Source organism: Streptomyces sp. NPDC055815 (assembly GCF_053616475.1).
Window position 1 is genome coordinate 37071 of the sequence record NZ_JBSHDU010000031.1, and the last position, 19466, is coordinate 56536.

The 19466-nt window shown below is 73.4% G+C and carries 15 protein-coding genes; 4 read left to right on the forward strand and 11 right to left on the reverse strand.

The genetic code is table 11. The annotated features are described in order from the left end of the window. Positions 1–106: 106 nt before the first annotated feature. The 8 genes from ACWGN5_RS20750 to ACWGN5_RS20785 form a co-directional block, all read right to left on the reverse strand. Positions 107–2422, reverse strand: coding sequence for an arylsulfatase (locus ACWGN5_RS20750; RefSeq protein ID WP_453517171.1), 2316 nt, complete (start codon positions 2420–2422; stop codon positions 107–109). Next, on the reverse strand, positions 2419–3351 hold the full coding sequence (locus ACWGN5_RS20755) for a formylglycine-generating enzyme family protein (RefSeq protein WP_453517173.1): 933 nt from the start codon (positions 3349–3351) through the stop codon (positions 2419–2421). The genes ACWGN5_RS20750 and ACWGN5_RS20755 overlap by 4 nt, the downstream gene beginning before the upstream one ends. Further along, the gene (locus tag ACWGN5_RS20760) at positions 3348–5201 is read right to left on the reverse strand and encodes an ABC transporter ATP-binding protein (protein WP_453517175.1); all 1854 of its coding nucleotides are present in this window, start codon (positions 5199–5201) and stop codon (positions 3348–3350) included. Before ACWGN5_RS20760 ends, ACWGN5_RS20755 begins: the two co-directional genes overlap by 4 nt. Further along, positions 5198–6061 carry an ABC transporter permease gene (locus ACWGN5_RS20765; protein ID WP_453517178.1) on the reverse strand — a complete coding sequence of 288 codons (864 nt, stop codon included), beginning with the start codon at positions 6059–6061 and terminating at the stop codon, positions 5198–5200. Before ACWGN5_RS20765 ends, ACWGN5_RS20760 begins: the two co-directional genes overlap by 4 nt. 5 nt (positions 6062–6066) lie before the next feature. Next, entirely contained in the window at positions 6067–7011 is a 945-nt protein-coding gene (locus tag ACWGN5_RS20770; RefSeq protein ID WP_453517180.1) for an ABC transporter permease, read from the reverse strand. 1 nt (position 7012) lies between these two features. Continuing rightward, complete coding sequence (locus tag ACWGN5_RS20775; RefSeq protein ID WP_453517183.1) at positions 7013–8605, reverse strand: ABC transporter substrate-binding protein; 1593 nt, start codon at positions 8603–8605, stop codon at positions 7013–7015. 247 nt (positions 8606–8852) lie between these two features. Then, positions 8853–8924: a putative leader peptide gene (locus tag ACWGN5_RS20780; protein ID WP_313896399.1), complete on the reverse strand. Its 72-nt coding sequence runs from the start codon at positions 8922–8924 to the stop codon at positions 8853–8855. Positions 8925–9000: 76 nt separating this feature from the next. Further along, positions 9001–10233 carry an ROK family protein gene (locus tag ACWGN5_RS20785; protein WP_453517185.1) on the reverse strand — a complete coding sequence of 411 codons (1233 nt, stop codon included), beginning with the start codon at positions 10231–10233 and terminating at the stop codon, positions 9001–9003. A 513-nt stretch (positions 10234–10746) separates the two neighbouring features. On the opposite strand from ACWGN5_RS20785, the gene ACWGN5_RS20790 reads away from it, so the two are divergent. After that, a complete protein-coding gene (locus tag ACWGN5_RS20790; protein WP_453517187.1) occupies positions 10747–11688 on the forward strand; it encodes a TauD/TfdA dioxygenase family protein in 942 nt (313 codons plus the stop codon). Between the two features lie 49 nt (positions 11689–11737). On the opposite strand, the gene ACWGN5_RS20795 is transcribed toward ACWGN5_RS20790, so the two are convergent. After that, positions 11738–12109 (reverse strand): cupin domain-containing protein, encoded by a 372-nt coding sequence (locus ACWGN5_RS20795; protein WP_453517190.1) that lies wholly within the window; start codon positions 12107–12109, stop codon positions 11738–11740. A gap of 295 nt (positions 12110–12404) precedes the next feature. On the opposite strand from ACWGN5_RS20795, the gene ACWGN5_RS20800 reads away from it, so the two are divergent. From ACWGN5_RS20800 to ACWGN5_RS20810, 3 genes are all read left to right on the forward strand, one after another. Next, on the forward strand, positions 12405–12842 hold the full coding sequence (locus ACWGN5_RS20800) for an SPW repeat protein (RefSeq protein ID WP_453517192.1): 438 nt from the start codon (positions 12405–12407) through the stop codon (positions 12840–12842). Between the two features lie 216 nt (positions 12843–13058). Next, a complete protein-coding gene (locus tag ACWGN5_RS20805; protein WP_453517195.1) occupies positions 13059–13415 on the forward strand; it encodes a DUF805 domain-containing protein in 357 nt (118 codons plus the stop codon). A gap of 192 nt (positions 13416–13607) precedes the next feature. Further along, entirely contained in the window at positions 13608–14897 is a 1290-nt protein-coding gene (locus ACWGN5_RS20810) for an ATP-binding protein (RefSeq protein WP_453517197.1), read from the forward strand. Here ACWGN5_RS20810 and ACWGN5_RS20815 read toward each other — a convergent pair. Beyond that, complete coding sequence (locus tag ACWGN5_RS20815) at positions 14875–15798, reverse strand: carbohydrate kinase family protein (protein ID WP_453517198.1); 924 nt, start codon at positions 15796–15798, stop codon at positions 14875–14877. The genes ACWGN5_RS20810 and ACWGN5_RS20815 overlap by 23 nt on opposite strands. 3 nt (positions 15799–15801) lie before the next feature. Then, the gene (locus ACWGN5_RS20820; protein WP_453517200.1) at positions 15802–19398 is read right to left on the reverse strand and encodes a glycoside hydrolase family 32 protein; all 3597 of its coding nucleotides are present in this window, start codon (positions 19396–19398) and stop codon (positions 15802–15804) included. Positions 19399–19466: the final 68 nt, after the last annotated feature.

Below are 19466 nucleotides of genomic sequence, written 5' to 3' on the forward strand. Positions count from 1 at the left end.
GCGGGCACACGGGGCCGGGAAGGAGCCTGTCACCGTCACTTACACGTGTCAACACCGGGGGCGGGCGGCCCCGGCCCTTGGACCGGAGCCGTAGGGAGAGGGGCGTCTACTCGAAGGCCGCTGCCGCCTCCTTCAGGGCCGCCGCCACCGTGTCCGGGGCGTCGGGGCCCGGGGCGCCCGGACGGTAGGTGACCGAGTGGAGGCGGCCCGTGTAGCGGAAGGAGCGGTGACGTTCGTAGAGGGGCCAGGAGACCGGGGACTTGCGGTCGATGCCGACGCTGATGCCCTGGAAGGGGGCCATGCCGATGAGCTGGTGGACGCTGTCCGGCGTGGCGCGGTGTTCGCCGTCGACGGTGACGGTGAAGCGCCAGCGGAGGCCCTCCTCGGCCGTCGCGGTGAGGAGGATCGCGTGGGGGCCGGGGGCGAGGGGGCCCGCGTCGGTCTCGTGGAGGTCGCCGTACTCGTTGTACGCGAAGGCCAGCCGGTCGTTCTCGACGTACAGGCTGTAGCCGCCGCCCTGGTCACCGTGCGAGACGAGGACGCCCTCGCCGCTCTCCTCGACGGCCACGGCGATCTCGAAGGAGCGCAGGGAGACGAGCCGTGAGGAGCGGTAGCGCTCCAGTTCCGGGGTGCCGGGGAGCAGGGTGAGGGGGCGGGTCAGGCGCTCCTCGGCGGGGTTGCGGCGGGCGAGGGCGCCGGTGTGGTCGGGGAGCGGGAAGACGCCGTTGCGCCAGGCGGCCTCCTCCCAGGCGGCCGAGAGCTCCTTGACGAGCTCGGGGTTCTCGGCGGCGAGGTCGTGGATCTCGGTGGGGTCGGTCCTGATGTCGTAGAGGGCCCATTCGGCGTCGTCGTAGGGCGCTCCGGGCTCGTGCAGGGTCACGAGTTTGTGGCCGTCGCGGTAGTGGCTGCGGTTGCCGGACATCTCGCAGTACTGCTCGGGGTGGGTGGAGTCGTGGGCGGGGTCCGCGAGGACGGGTGCGAAGCTCGTGCCGTCCAGCTCCTGGAGCGGTGTGCCCCGGCGGGTCTCGGGGCGGGTGAGGCCGGCGAGTTCGAGGAGGGTCGGGGCGATGTCGGTGACGTACTGGTACTGGGGCCGGTGCCCGCCGGTGAGCCGGCCGTCCCTGACGCCCGCGGGCCAGGAGAGGACGAAGGGGACGCGGACGCCGCCCGCGTAGGTGTCGCCCTTGTAGAGGCGGAAGGGGGTGTTGGAGGCCATGCCCCAGCCCCGGGGGTAGTGGACGAGGCTGCGGGGGCCGCCGATGAGGTCGTGGTCGCGGTCGACGTCCGGGTTCCAGTCGCCGGGCAGGCCCGGGTGGTGGACGAAGCGGCTGAAGTAGGAGCGGGTGCCTTCGAGGCCGCCCTCGCCGGTGCCGCCGTTGTCGGAGGTGAAGACGACGATGGTGTTGTCGAGTTCGCCGAGCGCGGCGAGGGTGTCGGTGAGCCGGCCGAGGTTCTGGTCGATGTTGTCGACGAGGGCGGCGTACACCTCCATGTAGCGGGCGTAGAGCCGCTGCTGATCCTCCGTCAGGGAGTCCCAAGCGGGGACGTCGAGTCCGGTCTCGCTGTTGCGGGCGGGGAGTTCGGTGCCGGGCGGGAAGAGTCCGGCGGCGATCTGTGCGGCGAAGCGCCGCTCGCGCAGGGCGTCCCAGCCCTCGTCGTAGCGGCCGCGGTGGCGGGCGATGTCCTCGGCCTTGGCCTGGAGGGGGCCGTGGACGGCGTTGTGCGCGAGGTACAGGAAGAAGGGCTTGTCGGGGTCGTGGGCACGCAGCGACTTCACCATGGAGATCGCCTGGTCGGTGATGTCGTCGGTGTAGTAGTAGTCGTCGGGGAACTCGTCGATGTCGAGGGGGCTGTTGTCCCGGACGAGCTGGTGCGGGTGGAAGAGGCTGGTGAGGCCCTCCAGGACGCCGTAGTACTGGTCGAAGCCCTTCTGCAGGGGCCAGTTGCCCCGGTGGTCGGCGGCGTTGGAGGCGGAGTCGCGGACGAGGTGCCACTTGCCGACGGCGTACGTGGCGTAGCCGGCGTCGTGGAGGAGTTCGGCGAGGGTGGGGATGTCCTCGGCGACCTCCATGCCGTAGCCGGGGAAGCCGGGGTCGAAGTTGGCGACCATGCCGTAGCCGACGCGGTGCGGGTTGAGGCCGGTGAGCAGGGCGGCGCGGGCCGGGGAGCAGAGCGGCATGGTGTGGTAGTTGCCGAGCCGCACTCCCCCGTCGGCGAGGCCGTCGAGGACCGGGGTGGGGATCTCGGAGCCGAAGGGGCCGATGTCGCTGAAGCCCATGTCGTCGACGAGGACGACGACGATGTTGGGGGCCTTGGCGGGCGGGGTGGTACGGGTCGGCCAGGCGGGCTCGGACTCGGCGAAGGTCCGGCCGACACGGCCGGCGAAGCCTTCGTAGGGGTCGCGTCGGGGGGCGGTGCTCATGCGGGGGTGGTTCCTTCCGGAAGGGCGAGCGAGCGGGCGACGCGGAAGCCGCCGTGGCCGGTCGAGGAGTCGGGGGTGTTGTGGGAGCGGGCGGCGACCCGGTAGCGGTTGCAGTAGGAGGCGTGGCAGAGGTGGGAGCCGCCGCGGATGACGCGTTCGCGGCCCTCCTCGTCCCAGGGGTCGGCGCACCACTCCCAGACGTTGCCGGAGGTGTTGTGGAGGCCGTACCCGTTGGGTTCGTACGCCGTGACGGGGACGGTGCCGACCCGGCCGCCGGGGCGTTCCGAGACGTGCGGGAAGGTGCCGATCCAGGTGTTGCACATCTCGCGGCCGTCGGGGGTGAAGTCGTCGCCCCAGGGGTAGCGGGCGCCGTCGAGGCCGCCGCGGGCCGCGTACTCCCACTCGGCCTCGGTGGGCAGCCGGACTCCGGCCCAGGCGCAGTAGGCGAGGGCGTCGTCGTGGGAGATGTGGACGACGGGGTGGTCGGCGCGGTCCTCGACGCCGGAGCCGGGGCCCTCCGGGCTGTGCCAGGCGGCCCCGGAGACGCCGAGCCACCAGGGGGCCTGCGGGACCCGGCCGAGGACGTGGCGCTCGGCGGCCGGGTGGAGCCGGAGGTGGAAGACGAAGGAGGAGCCGAAGCGTTCGGCGTCGGTGCGGTACCCGGTGGCCTCGACGAACTCGGCGTAGCGGGCGTTGGTGACGGCGGTGGCGTCGATCGCGAAGGGGGCGACGGTGACCTCCCGTACGGGTCCCTCGTGGTCGGCGGGGTAGCCCTCGCCGAAGGAGTCGCCCATGCGGAAGGTGCCTCCGGGCAGCTCGAGGAGGGAGTGGGCGGGCGGGGCTTTCCGTACGGTCGGCAGCGGAAGGAGTGCGGAGGCCGCCGGCTGGTGTCCGGTGCAGCCGCGTCCGGGGGTGCAGCAGGCGCTCATGCGGACACCGCCTCGGCCACGACGCGTACGGGTACGGGTTCGGGCGCGGCGGCGAGCAGCGCCCGGGTGTACGGGTCGCGGGGGCGTTCGCACAGCTCGTCGGCGTCGCCGGTCTCCACGATCCTGCCGCCGTGCATGACGGCGATGCGGTGGCTGACCTGGCGGACGACGGCCAGGTCGTGGGCGATGAAGACGAGGGCGAGGCCCAGGTCGCGCTGGAGGTCGGTGAGCAGGCCGACGATCTGGGCCTGGACGGAGACGTCGAGGGCCGAGACGGGTTCGTCGCAGATGAGGACGGCCGGTTCGGGGGCGAGGGCACGGGCGATGCCGACGCGCTGGCGCTGGCCGCCGGAGAAGGCGCGCGGGTGGCGGTCGGCGGCGGCCGGGTCGAGGCCGACGAGGCGGAGGAGCTCCGCGACGCGGTCGGCCCGCTCGCCGGGGGCGCCGATGCCGAAGGCGCGCAGCGGTTCGGCGACGATCTCGCCGACGGTCATGCGGGGGTTGAGGGAGGCGTAGGGGTCCTGGAAGACCATCTGGACGCGGCGGCGTACGGCGTGCAGTTCGGCGCGGCCGGGTCGGGTGACGTCCCGGCCGTCGAGGAGGAGGCGGCCGCCGTCGGCGGGATGGGCGTGGGCGAGGACCCGGGCGAGGGTGGACTTGCCGGAGCCGGACTCGCCGACGATGCCGAGGGTCTCGCCCGCCGCGAGGGTGAGCGAGACGCCGTCGAGGGCGGTGAAGCGGCGCCGGCGGCTGCCGTACGTCTTGCTGAGCGATTCGGCGGCGAGGACGACGGCGCCGGGCGCGGGGCGGTCGATCCGGGCGGGCGGCGGGGGCGGCGGGAGCGGGGGTTCGGTGTCGTCGGCGTGTGCGGCTCGCTCGACGACGGGCAGGCAGGCGACGCGTACGGTGCCGGTGACCGCGGTGAGCGGGGGCGCGGCCGTGTGGCAGCGGTCCTCGGCGAGGGCGCAGCGGGCGGCGAAGGCGCAGCCGGTGAGCGGGAGGCTCAGGTCCGGTGGGGTGCCGGGGATGCCGGTGAGGCGGGTGCCGGAGGGGGCGGAGAGGCGGGGCACCGCGGCGAGGAGGCCGGCGGTGTACGGGTGGCGGGGTCGGGTGAGGACGTCGGCGGTGGGGCCGTCCTCGACGACGGTGCCGCCGTACATGACGAGGACGCGGTCGCAGGCGCGGGCGACGACGCCCATGTTGTGGGTGATGAGGACGAGCGCGGTGCCGGTGGTGCGGGTGAGTTCGCCGAGGAGGGTGAGGATCTGGTCCTGGACGGTGGCGTCGAGGGCGGTGGTGGGTTCGTCGGCGAGCAGGATGTCGGGTTCGCCGGCGAGGGCCATGGCGATGAGGACGCGCTGGCGCTGGCCGCCGGAGAACTGGTGCGGATGGTCGTCGAGGCGGCGTTCGGGGTCGGGGATGCCGACGAGGCGCAGGAGTTCGACGGCGCGGGCCCGACGCTCCGGTTTGTCGCGGCCGCCGTGGGCGCGGAGCACCTCGTCGAGGTGGCGGCCGACGGTGAGGACGGGGTTGAGGGCGGTCATCGGGTCCTGGAAGACCATCCCGATCCGGGCGCCGCGGACGGCCCGCAGCCGGTCCTCGCCGGCCGTGGCGAGGTCCTCGCCGTCGAGGCGTACGGCGCCGCCGCTGATCCGGCCGGTGCCGGGGAGCATGCGGAGCAGGGCGAGCGCGGTGGTGGACTTCCCGGAGCCGGACTCCCCGACGACGGCGAGGGTCTCGCCGCGCCGGAGGGTGAAGGAGACGTCCCGTACGGCGTGCAGGGTGCCGCCGTCCGGGGTGCTGAACTCCACGTCGAGGCCCTGGACTTCGAGGAGGGGCGGGGTGGTCATCGGCGGATCTCCCGGTTCAGCGCCTCGGCGGTCAGGGAGAGGCCGAGGACGAGCGCGGTCACGGTCACGAGCGGTCCTGCGGCGAAGTGCGGTGCCTGGGCGAGGTAGGGCATGGACTGGCTGAGGACGGCTCCGAGGGTGGGCTCGGGGGGCCGGACGCCGACGCCGAGGAAGCTCATGGCGCCTTCGATGAAGACGGCGACGGTGAGGGAGACGGCGATCTGGACGACGAGCGGGTCGGCGGCGTTGGGCAGGATGTGCCGGGTGAGGATCCGGCCCCCCGAGGTGCCGCCGACGCGGGCGGCCGTCACGTACTCCCGGCCGCGCTGGACGAGGATGCCGGTGCGCAGGAGGCGTCCGAAGACGGGGATCTCGGCGAGGGCGATGACGAGGATCACGGGCAGCCGGCCGGGGCCGAGGATCGCGGTCACGGCGAGCGCGAGGATCAGTCCGGGGAAGGCGAGGATCAGGTCGAAGGTCCGCTGGACGACGGTGTCGAGGAGCGGGTGCGCGGCCGCGGCGAGGGCGAGGAGGCAGCCGAGTGCGGCGCCGAGGGGCACGGCGGCGGCGATGATGCCGAGGTCCGCGCGGATGCCGTACAGGAGGCGCGCGAGGAGGTCGCGGCCGAGGTCGTCGGTGCCGAGCGGGTGCCCGGGGGCGCCGGGCCCGGCGAGCGCCAGGGCGCTCTGGTCGGTGGGGCCGTGTCCGGCGAGGAGCGGGGCGAGGAGTCCGGCGAGGACGACGGTGCCGACGAGGGCGAGGCCGGTGCGGCCGCGGGCGGTGGCGAGGGCGGCGAGGTAGGGGTGGCGGGGGCGGCGCGCACGGGGCGGCGCCTGCTGGAGGAGCGTGCTGGTGGTCATGGCGGTCACTCCCACCTGATCCGGGGGTCGAGCCAGGCGTGGACGAGGTCGGTGAGCAGCTGGACGAGGACGAAGACGGTGACGAGGAGGAGCAGGAGGTCCTGGACGACGGGGTAGTCGCGGCGTATCAGGGCCTGGTGGGCGAGCTGTCCGAGGCCGGGCCAGGCGAAGATCGCCTCGACGAGGACGGCGCCGCCGAGCAGGTTGCCGGTCTGCATGCCGAGGAGGGTGACGACGGGCGGGAGGGCGTTGGGCAGGGCGTGCCGCCAGAGCAGCCGTCGGGGGGCGATGCCGGCGGCGGTGGCGGTGCGGACGTAGTCCTCGGCGAGGGCGCGTTCGATGCCGTCCTTGAGGTAGCGGCCGAGGACGGCGGCGCTGGGCAGGGCGAGGCAGAGGGAGGGCAGCAGCAGGTACTGGACGCCGAGGTCGGGTGCGGTGAGGAGGGGGACGCGGCCGCCCGGGGGCAGGAGGCCGAGGAGTACGGAGAAGAGGAGGACGAGGAGGACGCCGGTGACGAAGGGCGGTACGGCGAGGGCACCGGTTGTGAGGATCCGTACGGTGCCGAGGACCCAGCGGTTGCGGGAGGTCGCGCCGAGGATGCCGAAGGCGGCGCCGAGGACGACCACGAACAGCAGGGCGCCGAGGGTGAGTTCGGCGGTGGCGCCGAGTCCGTCGCCGATGAGGTCGGCGGTCTGTCCGCCGATCGCGTAGGAGGGTCCGAGGTCGCCGGTGAGGAGGTCGCCGAGCCAGCTCGCGTACTGGGTGGGCAGCGGCGCGTCGAGGCCGAGGCGGGCCCGGATCGCGGCCTCGGCCTCGGGGCTCGCGTCGGGTCCGGCGAGGACGGCGGCGGGATCGCCGGGGACGAGCCGGAGGACGGCGAAGGCGAGGACGGAGGCGACGAGGAGGACGAGGAGGGCGGAGGGGAGTCTCCGCAGGAGGTAGCCGCGCACGTCAGCCCGCCAGGTAGGCGTCGTCGAGGTTGAGGTAGGAGAACTTGTTGAGGGTGACGCCGTGCAGCTTCTTCGCGGAGACCTGGACGGAGCCGCGGATGACGAGGTCGATGATGAACGCCTCGTCGAGGAGGGTGTCGGTGATCTGCCGGTGCAGCGCGTTGGCGCGGGCGCCGGTCTCGGGGGTGGTCCAGGCCTCGCGGACGACCTTGCTGTAGGCGGCGGAGCGGAACTTGGAGGTGTTCTTGGCCTCGTTGAAGGGGTAGGCGCTGACGGCGAGGGTGGCGGGCTGCACCTGGGCGAAGCCGTGGCCCATGGTCCACAGGGCGGGCATGGACTGGGAGATGAGCTTCTTCTGGGCGGTGGCCGGGTCGGTGGGCTGGAGGGTGACGTGGACGCCGATCTGCTGGAGGTCGTACTGGATCGCTTCGGCGACGGCGGTGTCGCCGGGCAGGCCCAGGTGGAGCAGCGGGAGGTCGAGCCGGGAGTGGCCGGCGGACTTGAGGAGTTCGCGGGCCTTGCCGGGGTCGTACGTGTAGTGGGTGCGGCCTGCCTCGCTGAAGGCGGGCGAGGACTTGGGCCAGGGGGTGGCGGACGCGAGGCCGTGGCCGCCGAGGACCTGCTTGAGGATGCGCTCGCGGTCGACGCCCTGGGCGAGGGCCTGCCGGACGGTCTTGTCGTTCAGGGGGGCGACCGTGGTGTTGACGCCGAGGTACAGGGCTCCGGCGCCGGTGGCGTACTCGCTGAGGGCGAGTTCGGGGGTGGCGGTGACGGTGGCGAGGTTGTTGCCGGGGACGTCGAAGGAGAGCTGGGACTGGCCGGTGCGGAGGGAGGAGAGCAGGGCGTCGGCCTGGGGCACGACGCGGAACTCGACGGCGTCCAGGTAGGGGCGGTCGGGCTGCCAGTACTTCTCGTTGCGGGTGAAGGAGAGGCCGGAGCCGGGGCTCCATCTGGTGAGCTTGAAGGGTCCGGTGCCGTTGAGCTTCTTGCCCGTGACGGCGTCCTCGACGCTGTTCCGGTCGGTGAGGATCATGAACTCGAAGAGGTCGAACAGGTTGTTCACCGGATGCGCGAGCTTGAGGACGAGCTCGTGGTCGCCGCGCTTCTCGAAGCCGGTGACGGCGGCGGCCGTGGCCCTCAGCTGGGAGGCGCGGACCGGGTTCTGAAGGTTCTTCACCGCGAAGATCACGTCGTCGGCGGTGAAGGGGCGCCCGTCGTGGTAGGTCACGCCGGTGCGCAGCTTGAGGGTGAGGGAGCGGCCGTCCTTGGCGTACTCCCAGGAGGTGGCGAGTTCGGGCTGCGGCTTCAGCCGGTCGTCGTAGCGGGTGAGGGTGTTGTAGACGAGCCGCTGCTGGAGGGACTGGCCGCTCTGGGCGAAGAGCAGGCTCGGCGTGAAGTCGGCGTTGATGGCGACCGTGAGGGTGCCCCCGCGCCTCGGCACCGCGGCGGCCTGGCCGGCCGGCGCCTCGGCCTCGGAGACCGCGGAGCGGCAGCCCGCGAGGCCGAGACCGAGCAGCAGGGTGCCGCCACCCGCGGCGCGCAGGGTGGTGCGCCGGGAGAGGGCGGTGGGCGTGGAGGGGTACAGCTCGGTCATCGATGCCTGCCTGTGAAGGAGAGTGTGAGGTCGCAGGGTGCGGGGTGCACGGATTCGTTCCGCTGCGGAAGGAAGAGGGCGCGCAGAGACGCCCGCGGGGCCGGCGAGGGCCCGCGGAAGGACACGGGGAGGACGCGCCGCCGCGCCGGATCGGCGCTGGGCGTCTCAGCGGGAGAAGTGCGAGGGGCCCGCGTGCGGCAGGGCCGGTGCGGGGGCGGCGAGGCCGGTACGGGTACCGGCGCCGGGATCAGGCGCGAACGGCACAGACCGCGCTGGCCTGTCGACAGAGGTCGACGTGCCTGCGGGAGATGAGGCGCATGTCCTGATTCACGGGAGCAATATGACAGCGGCTTCGTGGAGCGGTCAACTTCCCTTGACCGCATACCGAGACGGAATCAACCGGCGCCGCTCACCGACAGGAGCTCGTCGACGGTCTCAAAAGGCCTTCTGAACAGGGGATTCAGCAGGACCGTGCCCGCCGCGACGGGGAGAGTGGCCGGTCCGGCATGTGGACTGACGATGCGTTCGGGGTCGTCGCAGACGTGCGAGAGGTCGATCGCGGCCCCGCGGATCTCCTCCAGGTAGTCGGGTTCGAGGATGCTGGAGTGCTCGGTCACGACGACCAGATCGGGGTTGAGGACGTCGAGCAGGAGCGCGACGGCGCGTCCGACCGCACGGGCCCGTTCGCGCAGCAGCCGGTCGGCGCGCCGGTCACCGGCCGCGGCCGCGTCCACCACGAGGAAGGTGTCGGGCTCGGGCACGATGCCCCGGCGGACGGCGGTGGCCGCGAGGGCGGTGTTGGACGCGGTGGCCTCCAGGCAGCCGGAACGCCCGCACGGGCAGGGCGCGGTGGAGTCCGGTACGGGGAGGTGGGCGACGACCCCGGCGGCCGCGCCGGGTCCCTGGTGCACGACCCCGGCGAGGCCGACGGCCGCGTCGACGACATTGCCGACGAAGAGGTGGACCAGGCTGCGGCGGGCGGCGGGCCGGCCGAAGAGGATCTCCGACTGGGCGATGGAGCGGGCGTGGTTGTCCAGGCGTACGGTGCGGCCGCCGAGACCGCGGGCGAGTTCGGCGGCGAGCGGGCGGCGCTGCCAGCCCAGGGCGTCGTGACGGACCACCACCCCCTCGGCGGGGTCCACCCAGCCGCCGACGGCGGCGCCGACCCCCAGCAGGGGCCGGCCCCGTGTGTGGGCGTCGAGGAAGCCGCGCAGTTCACGGGCGATCGCGCCGGGCAGGGCGTCCGGCGCGATGCCGTCGTGCGGGTAGGTGCGCCGGGCGACCACCTGTCCGCGCAGATCGACGAGGGCGAACGTCGAGCCGGGGACGCCCAGGTGGACGCCGCCCGCGACGGGGCCGCCGGTGGCGCCGACGTGCAGGTCGACGGGGATCTGGGGCCTTCCCACTCCCCCGCCCCCGGCGAGTTCGGGCAGCTCGCGCAGGAGCCCGAGCCGGGTCAGGTCGGTGGCCTGGCGCGAGACGGCGGCGGGGCTGAGGCCGGAGAGCCGTGCGACGGCGCTGCGGGCGACCGGGCCGTGGTCGAGGACGGTCCTCAGCACGGTGGCTGCGTTGGCCTCGCGCCGGCCGTCGCCCGCCATGCGGGAGCCGTGCGGGGTGGTCGTCGTCATGGTCGCCTCTCTGGTCACTGTTGCGGTGCTGTGAAATCCCGGGGCCGCCGGACGCGGGCCCGCCGACCACTCGTTCGCCCCCGGCCGGGACTTCCGTACGGAGGGGAATCGTCGCTGGTCAACGGCGGTTCCGCCGAGTGCGCGGAGTCCGGAACCCGGCGCCGGGCAGGCGCCGATTCAACCATCGTGGGCGGCGGTTCGGTGCTCGGACGGCCGCTTGACGTGCGGCGGCGGCCGCTGCGAGTCTCCGGGACATGTTCGCGACCTCCTCCTGTCCCGCCGTCCGCGGCGCCTGATCCTCGCGACCCTCGCGCGGCGACCGGCCCACCGGTCCGACGGCCGCCCACGCACGCCTCGCACACCTCTGTCTCGTACGACTCACCGCCCCGGCCCCGCGTCACCCCCGACCCGGAGCCCGGCTCGTACCGCCCTCCTCGGACAGCTGTCAGCGCATTGCTTCCTCTCCGAGATTAATTCCTCCGGGACTTCCCGGACCGCCGAAAGGACCCCCTCATGTCGACCGCGACCACCCCCGTCACCGTCCAGAAGGTCGGCGGCCGCCTCGGCGCCGTCCTCTCCGGCGTCCGTCTCGGCGGCGACCTCCCCGCCGAGACCGTCGCCGAGATCCGCGCCGCACTCCTCGCGCACAAGGTCGTCTTCTTCCGGGGCCAGGACCACCTGGACGAGGAGGCCCACGAGGCCTTCGGCCGACTCCTCGGAACGCCCGTGGCCCACCCCACCGTGCCGTCGGCCGACGGCCGTTACTCCTTCCCCATCGACTCCGACCACGGCGGCCGGGCCAACCAGTGGCACAGCGACGTGACCTTCGTGCCGGCCTACCCCGCCTTCTCCATCCTGCGCGCGGTCGTCATCCCGCCCTACGGCGGCAACACCCTCTGGGCCAACACCGCGACGGCGTACGAGAAGCTCCCCGAGCCGCTGCGCACCCTGGCCGACGGTCTGCGGGCCGTGCACTCCAACGACTACGACTACGCGGCCCTGCGCCCCGGGGTCCTGCCGGAGCAGCTCCAGCGCTTCCGCGAGGTGTTCGCGTCGACGAAGTTCCTCACCGAGCACCCCGTCGTGCGGGTCCACCCGGAGACCGGCGAGCGGACCCTGCTCCTGGGCAACTTCGTCCAGCGGATCAGCGGTCTGACGGGCGCCGACTCCCGCGCCCTGCTCGACCTCTTCCAGGGTCACATCGAGCGCCCGGAGAACACGGTGCGCTGGCAGTGGCAGGTCGGTGACGTCGCCATCTGGGACAACCGCGCCACCCAGCACTACGGCGTGGACGACTCGGACGACCACGAGCGCAAGCTGCGCCGGGTGACCATCGACGGCGACGTGCCGGTCGGCGTGGACGGCCGCTCCTCGGTGCTGCTCGCGCCCGAGTCGGTGCCGGAGCCGGCGTTCGGCATCGCGTCCGGCGACTCGGCGGCACCGGCGGCGGGGTGATCCGGGTCCGCCCCGGGTGGCCGCACCCGGGGCGGAGGGCGCGCGGGCGTCAGGAGGACGGCGGCAGGGCGTAGTTCGTGAAGCCGCGCCAGTCGAGGACCACGCAGGGTTCGTCGCCGAGCACCCAGGCGTCGTGGCCCGGCTTGACCTCCATGTAGTCGTCCGCGCCGAACTCGGCCGTCTCCCCGTCGTTCATGACGACCTTCATGCGGCCGCTGACCACGTATCCGACGTGGTCAGCCTGACAGCTGTCGGTGCCGGCGATGGGCTTGACGTGCTTGGACCACTGCCAGCCCGGTTCGAAGACGGCGCGGCCGACCGCACCGCCGTCGCCGACGAGGAGGTCGAGCCTGCCCTTGCCGTCCTCAAAGGGACGCGTCTCGTCCGCTGAGTCGAAGGTCTTCCGTACGATGCCGGCCATCGCGCACTCCCGGCGGTGGGAAAGGTCCGGTCCCCGAGTCCACTTCCAGGCTACGCCCGGGGGCGGTTGCCGTCCTCACGCATACCGATACGAAGAGCCGTTCACCCTTGCATTGAATTTTTGTTGAACATTCCCTCCGTTTGGTGGATCCCTGCACATCCCCGACCCCTTTTCTGTGCACATCCCTTATCGGGCAGACCTACACATAAAGGCCAGATAAGCGCACAATGAAGCAGCGGCGCGATTGCCGCAAGTGCAGTCAGACGTGCATGACGCCAGAAGGAGGCGAGGTCGTATGTCTGACGTCTCTCACCGTCGTGGTGATATCGCAGGACACCCGGACGCGACGGAAATGCGGGAACGATATGCCCGTGTACTCCAGACCAGAGGTGTCACGGCGGTCGAAGAACTCGTGATCCTCGCCGGTGTCTACGCCGCGATCTCCCCGTGGGTGGTTCACTTCTCCGCCGCCATGCCGACCCTCGCCATCACGAACCTGGTCGTCGGCATCGCCCTCGCGGTCCTCGGCCTGTGCATGTCGATGGCCCCCGAGCGGTCGCAGGACCTGAACTTCGTCGTCCTGCTGCTCGGCGCATGGCTGATCATCGCTCCGTGGGTGGCCGCGCGGAACCCCGACACCGGCACGATCCTCAGCAATGTGATCACCGGTGCGTGCGTCTGCCTGTTCTCCCTCACGGCCGGCGGACTGCTCATGAGCAAGAGAAGGACGTGACCTGCTGATCGTCCGACTCCCGGACCTTCGCTGATCCTCTCCCGGAACGGCGGCATCTCCTCTCCCGGAGGTGCCGCCGTTCACCGCGTCCTGTGTGTGAACGGCAACTACCGGGTAACGAATTGACCCACGTGGTTTCAGCCACATAAGTTCTGCGTAAAGCTTGCTCCACAGGGACAGGCTCCCGCTCGCATACCCAGTCCTTGGGGGGACAAAGTGAACTGGTACCTCGACGTTCTCAAGAAGTACGCGGTGTTCAGCGGCCGTGCGCGCCGCAAGGAATTCTGGATGTTCTACCTGTTCAACGTCATCGCGGTGTTCGTCCTCGCGATCGTCGACAGCGTGATCGGCATCTACCCGGCGCTGACGGGAATCTACTTCCTGGCCGTCCTGCTGCCGTACCTGGGCGTGACCGTCCGCCGCCTGCACGACACCGGCCGCTCCGGCTGGTTCATCCTCATCGGCTTCATTCCCCTGGTCGGCGGCATCATCCTGATCGTCTTCCTCGCCACGGACGGCGAGCAGCACCAGAACGCGCACGGCCCGAACCCGAAGCTGGCCCCGGCCTACTGACGGTCCCGTCCGCCGCAGGACCCGCTCACGCACGCGGCCCCCGGAGTTCTCCTCCGGGGGCCGCACCCGTTTCCTGCCCAGTGCCGGTTCGGCGCGTTTCCCCGCGCCGCCTTGTGCAGGATGGCGCACGACCGGCCCCCACGGGCCCGCCTAGCCTCGCCGCAACAGCACGAACGAGGGGCGGTACCACCGGTGAACTGGCACATCCACGACTACCGCGAGAGCGATCTCGCCGCCGTCGTCCATCTGATCGACACCACCGCCGAGCTCGGGCAGGAGTCCGTCTTCTCGCTCGCCGAGTGCATCGGCGCCCTCACCAGCCGTCAGCCGGCCGTGGTCGCCGTGCACCAGGGCGCCCCCATCGGCGCGGCGCTCGCCTGTGTCTCCGGCGAGCGGGCCTGGGTCATGCGGATCGCGATCTCCTCGGCGTGGCGGGGCCGGGGGCTCGCCAGCGCCCTGCTCGTGGAGCTGGAGCGGCGGCTCGTCGCGGCCCGGGTCGGACGCATCGCCTACGTCCTGCCGGAGGAGGAACTCCTCGGCGAGGGCCTGCTGAACGCCGGGTACACGCGCCAGCCGGCCGTGGCGTACTTCGAGAAGGTGGAGCCGCTGCACGGCCCCGCCGCGGGTCTCCTCGACGACCTGGGCGGCCGGCTGCTCCCCGGTGACCTGTGGGCGAAGGTCGCCGGCATGGAGCGGGAGAAGGACCTGATCGAGCGCCGGGTGGTGCTGCCCCTGGCCGAGCCGGAGCGCGCCACCCGGCACGGGGTGCGACCGCCGCGCGCGGTCTGTCTGTTCGGCCCGCCCGGAACCGGCAAGACCACCTTCGCGCGCGGCATCGCGTCCCGGCTCGGCTGGCCCTTCGTGGAGATCCTGCCGTCCCGCCTCGCCGACGAGGGGAACCTCGCCGCCGCCCTGCGGTCCGCGTTCGCGCGGATCGCCGAGCTGGAGCGGGTCCTGGTCTTCATCGACGAGGTCGAGGAGATCGCCCCGGTCCGCTCGGAGCCCGCCCAGCCCGGCGGCATGCACGGCGTGACGAACGAACTCCTGAAGCTGATACCGGGGTTCCGGGAGCGGGACGAGCGGCTGCTGGTCTGCGCGACCAACTCGATCCGTTCCCTCGACCCGGCCTTCCTGCGCCCCGGCCGCTTCGACTACCTCATCCCGATCGGTACGCCGGACAAGGCGGCGCGCGCCGCGATCTGGGCCCGGTACACCGACGGGCGGCCGGACGTCGACATCGACGAGCTGGTGCTGGCGAGCGAGCTGTTCACGCCCGCCGACATCGAGCACGCGGCCCGGATCGCCGCCCAGGCCTCCTTCGAGCGGGACCTCGTCGCGGTCGGCGGACGCGGCGGCGACGACCCGGCGCCCGGCGCCAGCACGGCGGACTATCTGGAGGCCATCGCCGAGTGCCGGCCGACGGTCACGCCGGAGATGGTGGAGCAGTTCGCCGCGGACATCACCTCACACGCCCGTACCTGACGGTGAACCGCTCCCCGGCCGCGTCCAGTTCGGCCCGGTCGGGGGGCTGGGCGCCGGCCCGGGAGACGGTGACGGCCGCCGCCACGGCCGCCCTCCGCAGCAGCCTCGCGAGGTACTCGGCGCCGAGGCCGTCGAAGGTCTCCCGTCCGGCCAGGACGTCGAGGACGGCCGACATGAAGGAGTCGCCCGCGCCGACCGTGTCGACGACGGTGACCTGCGGCGCCTCGGAGGTGACCGTCTCCCGCCCGGTGAGGGCGAGCGATCCCGCCGCGCCCCGGGTGACCAGGACGACGGCCGGGCCGAGCGCCCGCCAGCGGGCGGCGACCGCCTCCGGCTCCTCGCCGGGATACAGCCAGGCCAGGTCCTCGTCGCTCGCCTTCACCAGGTCGCTCAGCGCGACGCAGCGCTCGACGCGGGCGACGGCCTCGGCGTGCTCCCCCATCAGTTCGGGCCGCACGTTGGGGTCGTAGCTGACCGTGGCCCGGCCGCGGAGCCGCTCGACCTCGGCAAGGACGGTGGCCGCGCCGGGGGCGGTGACGGCAGCGATGGAGCCGATGTGCACATGGACGGGCCGGTCCGCGCGCGGCTCATCCGCCTCCAGGGTCCAGGCGATGTCGAAGGTGTACGAGGCCGCTCCGTGCGCGTCGAGGGCGACGACCGCCGACGGGGTGCGTTCGGGCGCGCCGCCGATCTCCACCCGTACCCCCGCGCCCTTCAGGTGGTCCGCGATCAGCCGGCCAGTGGGGTCGTCGGCGAGCTGGGTGAGCAGGGTGACGTCCCGGCCGAGGCGGGCGAGGCCGTGGGCGACGTTGGCGGGGCTGCCGCCCGGGTGGACCCGTTCGGTGCCGTCGGCGCCGCGCACGATGTCGGCGACGCACTCGCCGATCACCAGGATGGTCATGGGTCAGAGCTCCTTGGCGTGGGTGTTCTGGTAGCCGGCCCGGCCGCCGAAGACGTTGAGGCCGACGTGGCCGTCGGGGTAGGTGGCCGCCGGTTCGGTGAGGTCGATGATCCGGTTCCCGTCGAGGAAGACCTGGATGCGGGTGCCCTGGTGGACGATCTGCAGATCGTACGTGGCGCCGTGCCGTACGAGCGCGGGGACCCGGGCGAGGGCGGCCGCGTCGTCGAAGGTGCCGCCGCGCCGGACGACGAGCCGGACGGCCCGGAGGTCGGGGTCGACGTTGAGGACGTACCCGTCGGCGCCGTCGGCGGAGGCCCGCCAGATCAGTGAGGCGGCGCCCCGGGTGCCGTCGGGGCCGCCGAGCCGGAGCAGGGTGGTGAGTTCGAGGTCGGCGAAGCGGCGGGTGGACATCGCGTCGCTGTCGCGGTCGAAGACCCCGGTGTGCCCGGCGCCGGTGGCCTCCCAGCGGCCGGCGGGGACGGCGGTCAGGGTGCCGAGGTCCGTGCGGAACTCCCCCGGCGGCGGGGGCGCGGGCAGGGCGGGGAGCGTCGCGGAGAGGCGGCAGGTGGAGGCGAGCCGGTGGAGGGCGAGTTCGGCGATCCGGACCGTGCCGCCCTCGGCGGTGAAGGCGATCCCGTCGGCGTCGGGGTCGGGCAGGACCAGGCTCGTGACGACGGCCTCGCCCGCGCCGCCGAAGACCTCCACGGAGGAGGAGTCGACGAGGATCCGCAGCCGCACCGTCCGGCTGCCGTCGGCGGCCCGTACGGCGGCGAGCGGGGCCTCGGTGCGGCCCGCGAAGAAGCGGGTGAAGTCGGTGCGTCCGGAGGCGGTGCGGTCGACGTAGAGGCGTTCGCGGACGGCGTCGTAGCCGACGAGGGTGGCCTGCCCGTCCTTCGTCCGCAGATGGAAGGAGCAGCCGGTCGCGGCGCCGGTCCGCGGGAGGACGAGCTCGGCCTCCAGGTCGTACGTGGTGCCGGTGAAGCCCGCGCAGGGGTCGGGCGCGCCGGGTCCGGCCGTGAGGTCCCTGCGTACGGTCGTGCCGGTGCGCAGGGAGGCCAGTTCGGCGACGGGCCACTGGCGCAGGACGGGGCCGTCCGGGCCGTCGGCGAGGGTGAGTTCGCGGGGGACGGAGTGCTGGCCGTTCCACGGGTGGGTAGGGGCGCTGAACGGATAGTCCCAGTTGGTGGTCCAGCCGAGCCAGACGCGGCGCGCGTCGGGCAGGTCGGCGAAGGTGATGGCCGCGTAGAAGTCGCGCCCGTGGTCGCTGCGCGGGGCCGGGCCCGGGGCCTGGTGCGCCGTGAAGGCGGTGCCGTCCCAGTCGCCGGTGAGGAAGCGGGCGGTGGAGCCGTCGGTGGAGCGGACGGCGCCGGTGCTGAAGGTGAGGACCCAGACGGTGCGGGCGGGGTCGCCGTCGACGGGGAGCGGGATGAGGTCGGGGCACTCCCAGACCCCGCCGCCGGCCACCCAGTCCCCGTAGCCGAACGAGCTGGTGCGGGTCCAGTGGAGGAGGTCCCGGGAGGTGAAGAAGCGCACGTGGTCGCCGCCGGACACCACCATGACCCACTGGTCGCGCGCCTCGTCCCTGACCACCTTCGGGTCGCGGAAGTCCCAGCCGCCGTCCGGGCCGCCGGGGTTGCCGACGAGCGGCTCGGGACCGCCGTAGGGCTGCCAGGAGCGGCCCCGGTCGGTGCTGTAGGCGGCGCGGACGGCCTGGTTCCCGCCGATCTTGTCCGGGTGGTAGCTCGTGTAGTAGGCGATCAGGCCGGAGCCGCCGCCGAACAGGCCGGAGGCGTCGCCGGGATCGGCGACGGCCGAGCCGGACCAGCGGTGGCCGTACTCGTTCCGGTCGAGGGCGATCGGCAGCGCGCGCCAGTGGAGCAGGTCGGTGGAGACGGCGTGCGCCCAGCGGCCCTCGGCCTGGTGGAAGAGGTGGTACTCCCCGTCGAGGTGCACGAGCCCGTTGGGGTCGCTGCCCGGTCCGGAGCGTGGTGAGTGGTGGACCGCCGGGCGGTACGGCTCGGTGTAGTGGTCGCGCACGTCGGCGGCGTACACGTCCTGGAAGTAGGCGGTGCCGCCGGCCGCGACGAGCCCGACGGTGTCGCCGGTGGCGGTCCTCGGGGCGCGCAGGACGTCCACGCCGTCCACGTACGCGGTGAACTCGCCCCCGAGCAGGTGGACTTCGACGCGGTACGGCGTTCCGGTGCGGAGGGGGCGTACGGGTGGGGGCGCGGTGGCGAGGACGGCGCGGCTCGTGTGGTCGAGGAGCCGTATCGAGCCGGTCGCGGTGTCCAGGAGGAGCTCGTGGCCGCGGACGAGGAGTCCGGCCGCGTGCGCCCCGGCGAGCCGCACGTCGGCGGAGACGACCAGGTCGGGGCCGTCGGGGGCGGGCGCGGTGCGCAGTCCGTCGTTCCCGCGCAGGCCCTTGAGGTCGCGGGTCCAGGTGCCGGAGAGGGTGGTGGCGCCGGGGAGTTCGGCGGGCGGGCCCGCGGCGGTGACGTTCTCGAAGGAGGCCCGGCCGTTGTAGGCGAGGAGCCCGGGGCGGCCGGAGAGGTGCGGGGTGGGCGCCGGGTCCTCGGTGTCGATGACGGGGGCGTAGCCGTCGGGGCGGAGGAAGTCGCTCTGCCAGTGGACGCGGAGGCGGCGGCCCTCGGCCTCGACGCGCAGGCGGTGGACGGTGCCGGGCGTGATCGGGGTGGAGTGGGTGGCGAGGGTGACGTCGCCGTCCACGCGGTAGAGGCGGAGGCGGCCCAGGTTGGGGTCGGCCTCGACGGCGTAGCCGCGGGTGCCGGTGGCGTCGGCGCGGACGAGGAGGGCGGCGACGGCGTAGGGGTCGTGGATGAGGACGTCCGCCTGGAGGGAGGTGTCGTACGCGTCCTCGGCGGCGATCGTACGGATGTTGGTGCCCGTGGGCGCGGCCCCGGTGAGCCCGAGGGGGGTCGGGGTCCAGGTGCCGCTGCCGGTCCAGCCAGTCAGGTCGGTGGTGACGGTCCAGGTCCGGGGAGGCCCGAAGGTGACCGTGCCGCCGTCGGCGAGGAGGCCGACGTGGCCCGCGGTGTGGCGGTGGTCGACGGTGGCGAGGACCTGTTCGCCGTCGACGTGGACGGTGAGGGCGGGCCCGTCGAAGGTGACGTCGAGGCTCGTGCCGGGACCGTTGCCGCCGGCGGCGAGGGTGGTGCCGTCGGCCAGATCCAACAGCTCCACCTGGCCGTTCGCGGGTTCCAGGAGGACGGCGTAGCCGGTGGAGCCGTCGGCCGCGGCGCGCAGGACGAGCCCGCCCCGGGCGTGCGGGGTGGCCGGATCGGCCGTGATGCGGACGGAGGCCCCGGCACGGGCGCCGATCCGGTGCTCGGAGACGGCGAGCGCGGTGCCGGATCCGGCGGAGGCGTGCTGCCCGCCGTCCGGGGTCCGCTGCCAACTCCCCTGGTACGGAAGGGGGTCGGGGAGCGGGGAGCTGACCGCCTCGGGAAGCGTGGAGGTGCGGCGGCGGCGCGCGGGGGCGGCGGCCTCGGCGGTGCGGGGAGCGACGAGGGCGGGCAGGAGGGCGAGCCCGCCGGCCTGGAGCAGGGTGCGGCGGTGGAGGGGGAGTTCGGGGATACGCATGGGGGCCTCCTCGGCGGTGGGGTGGCGCCTGTACGAAAGAGAGGGGGCCGGTGCCGGGCGTGGGCCCG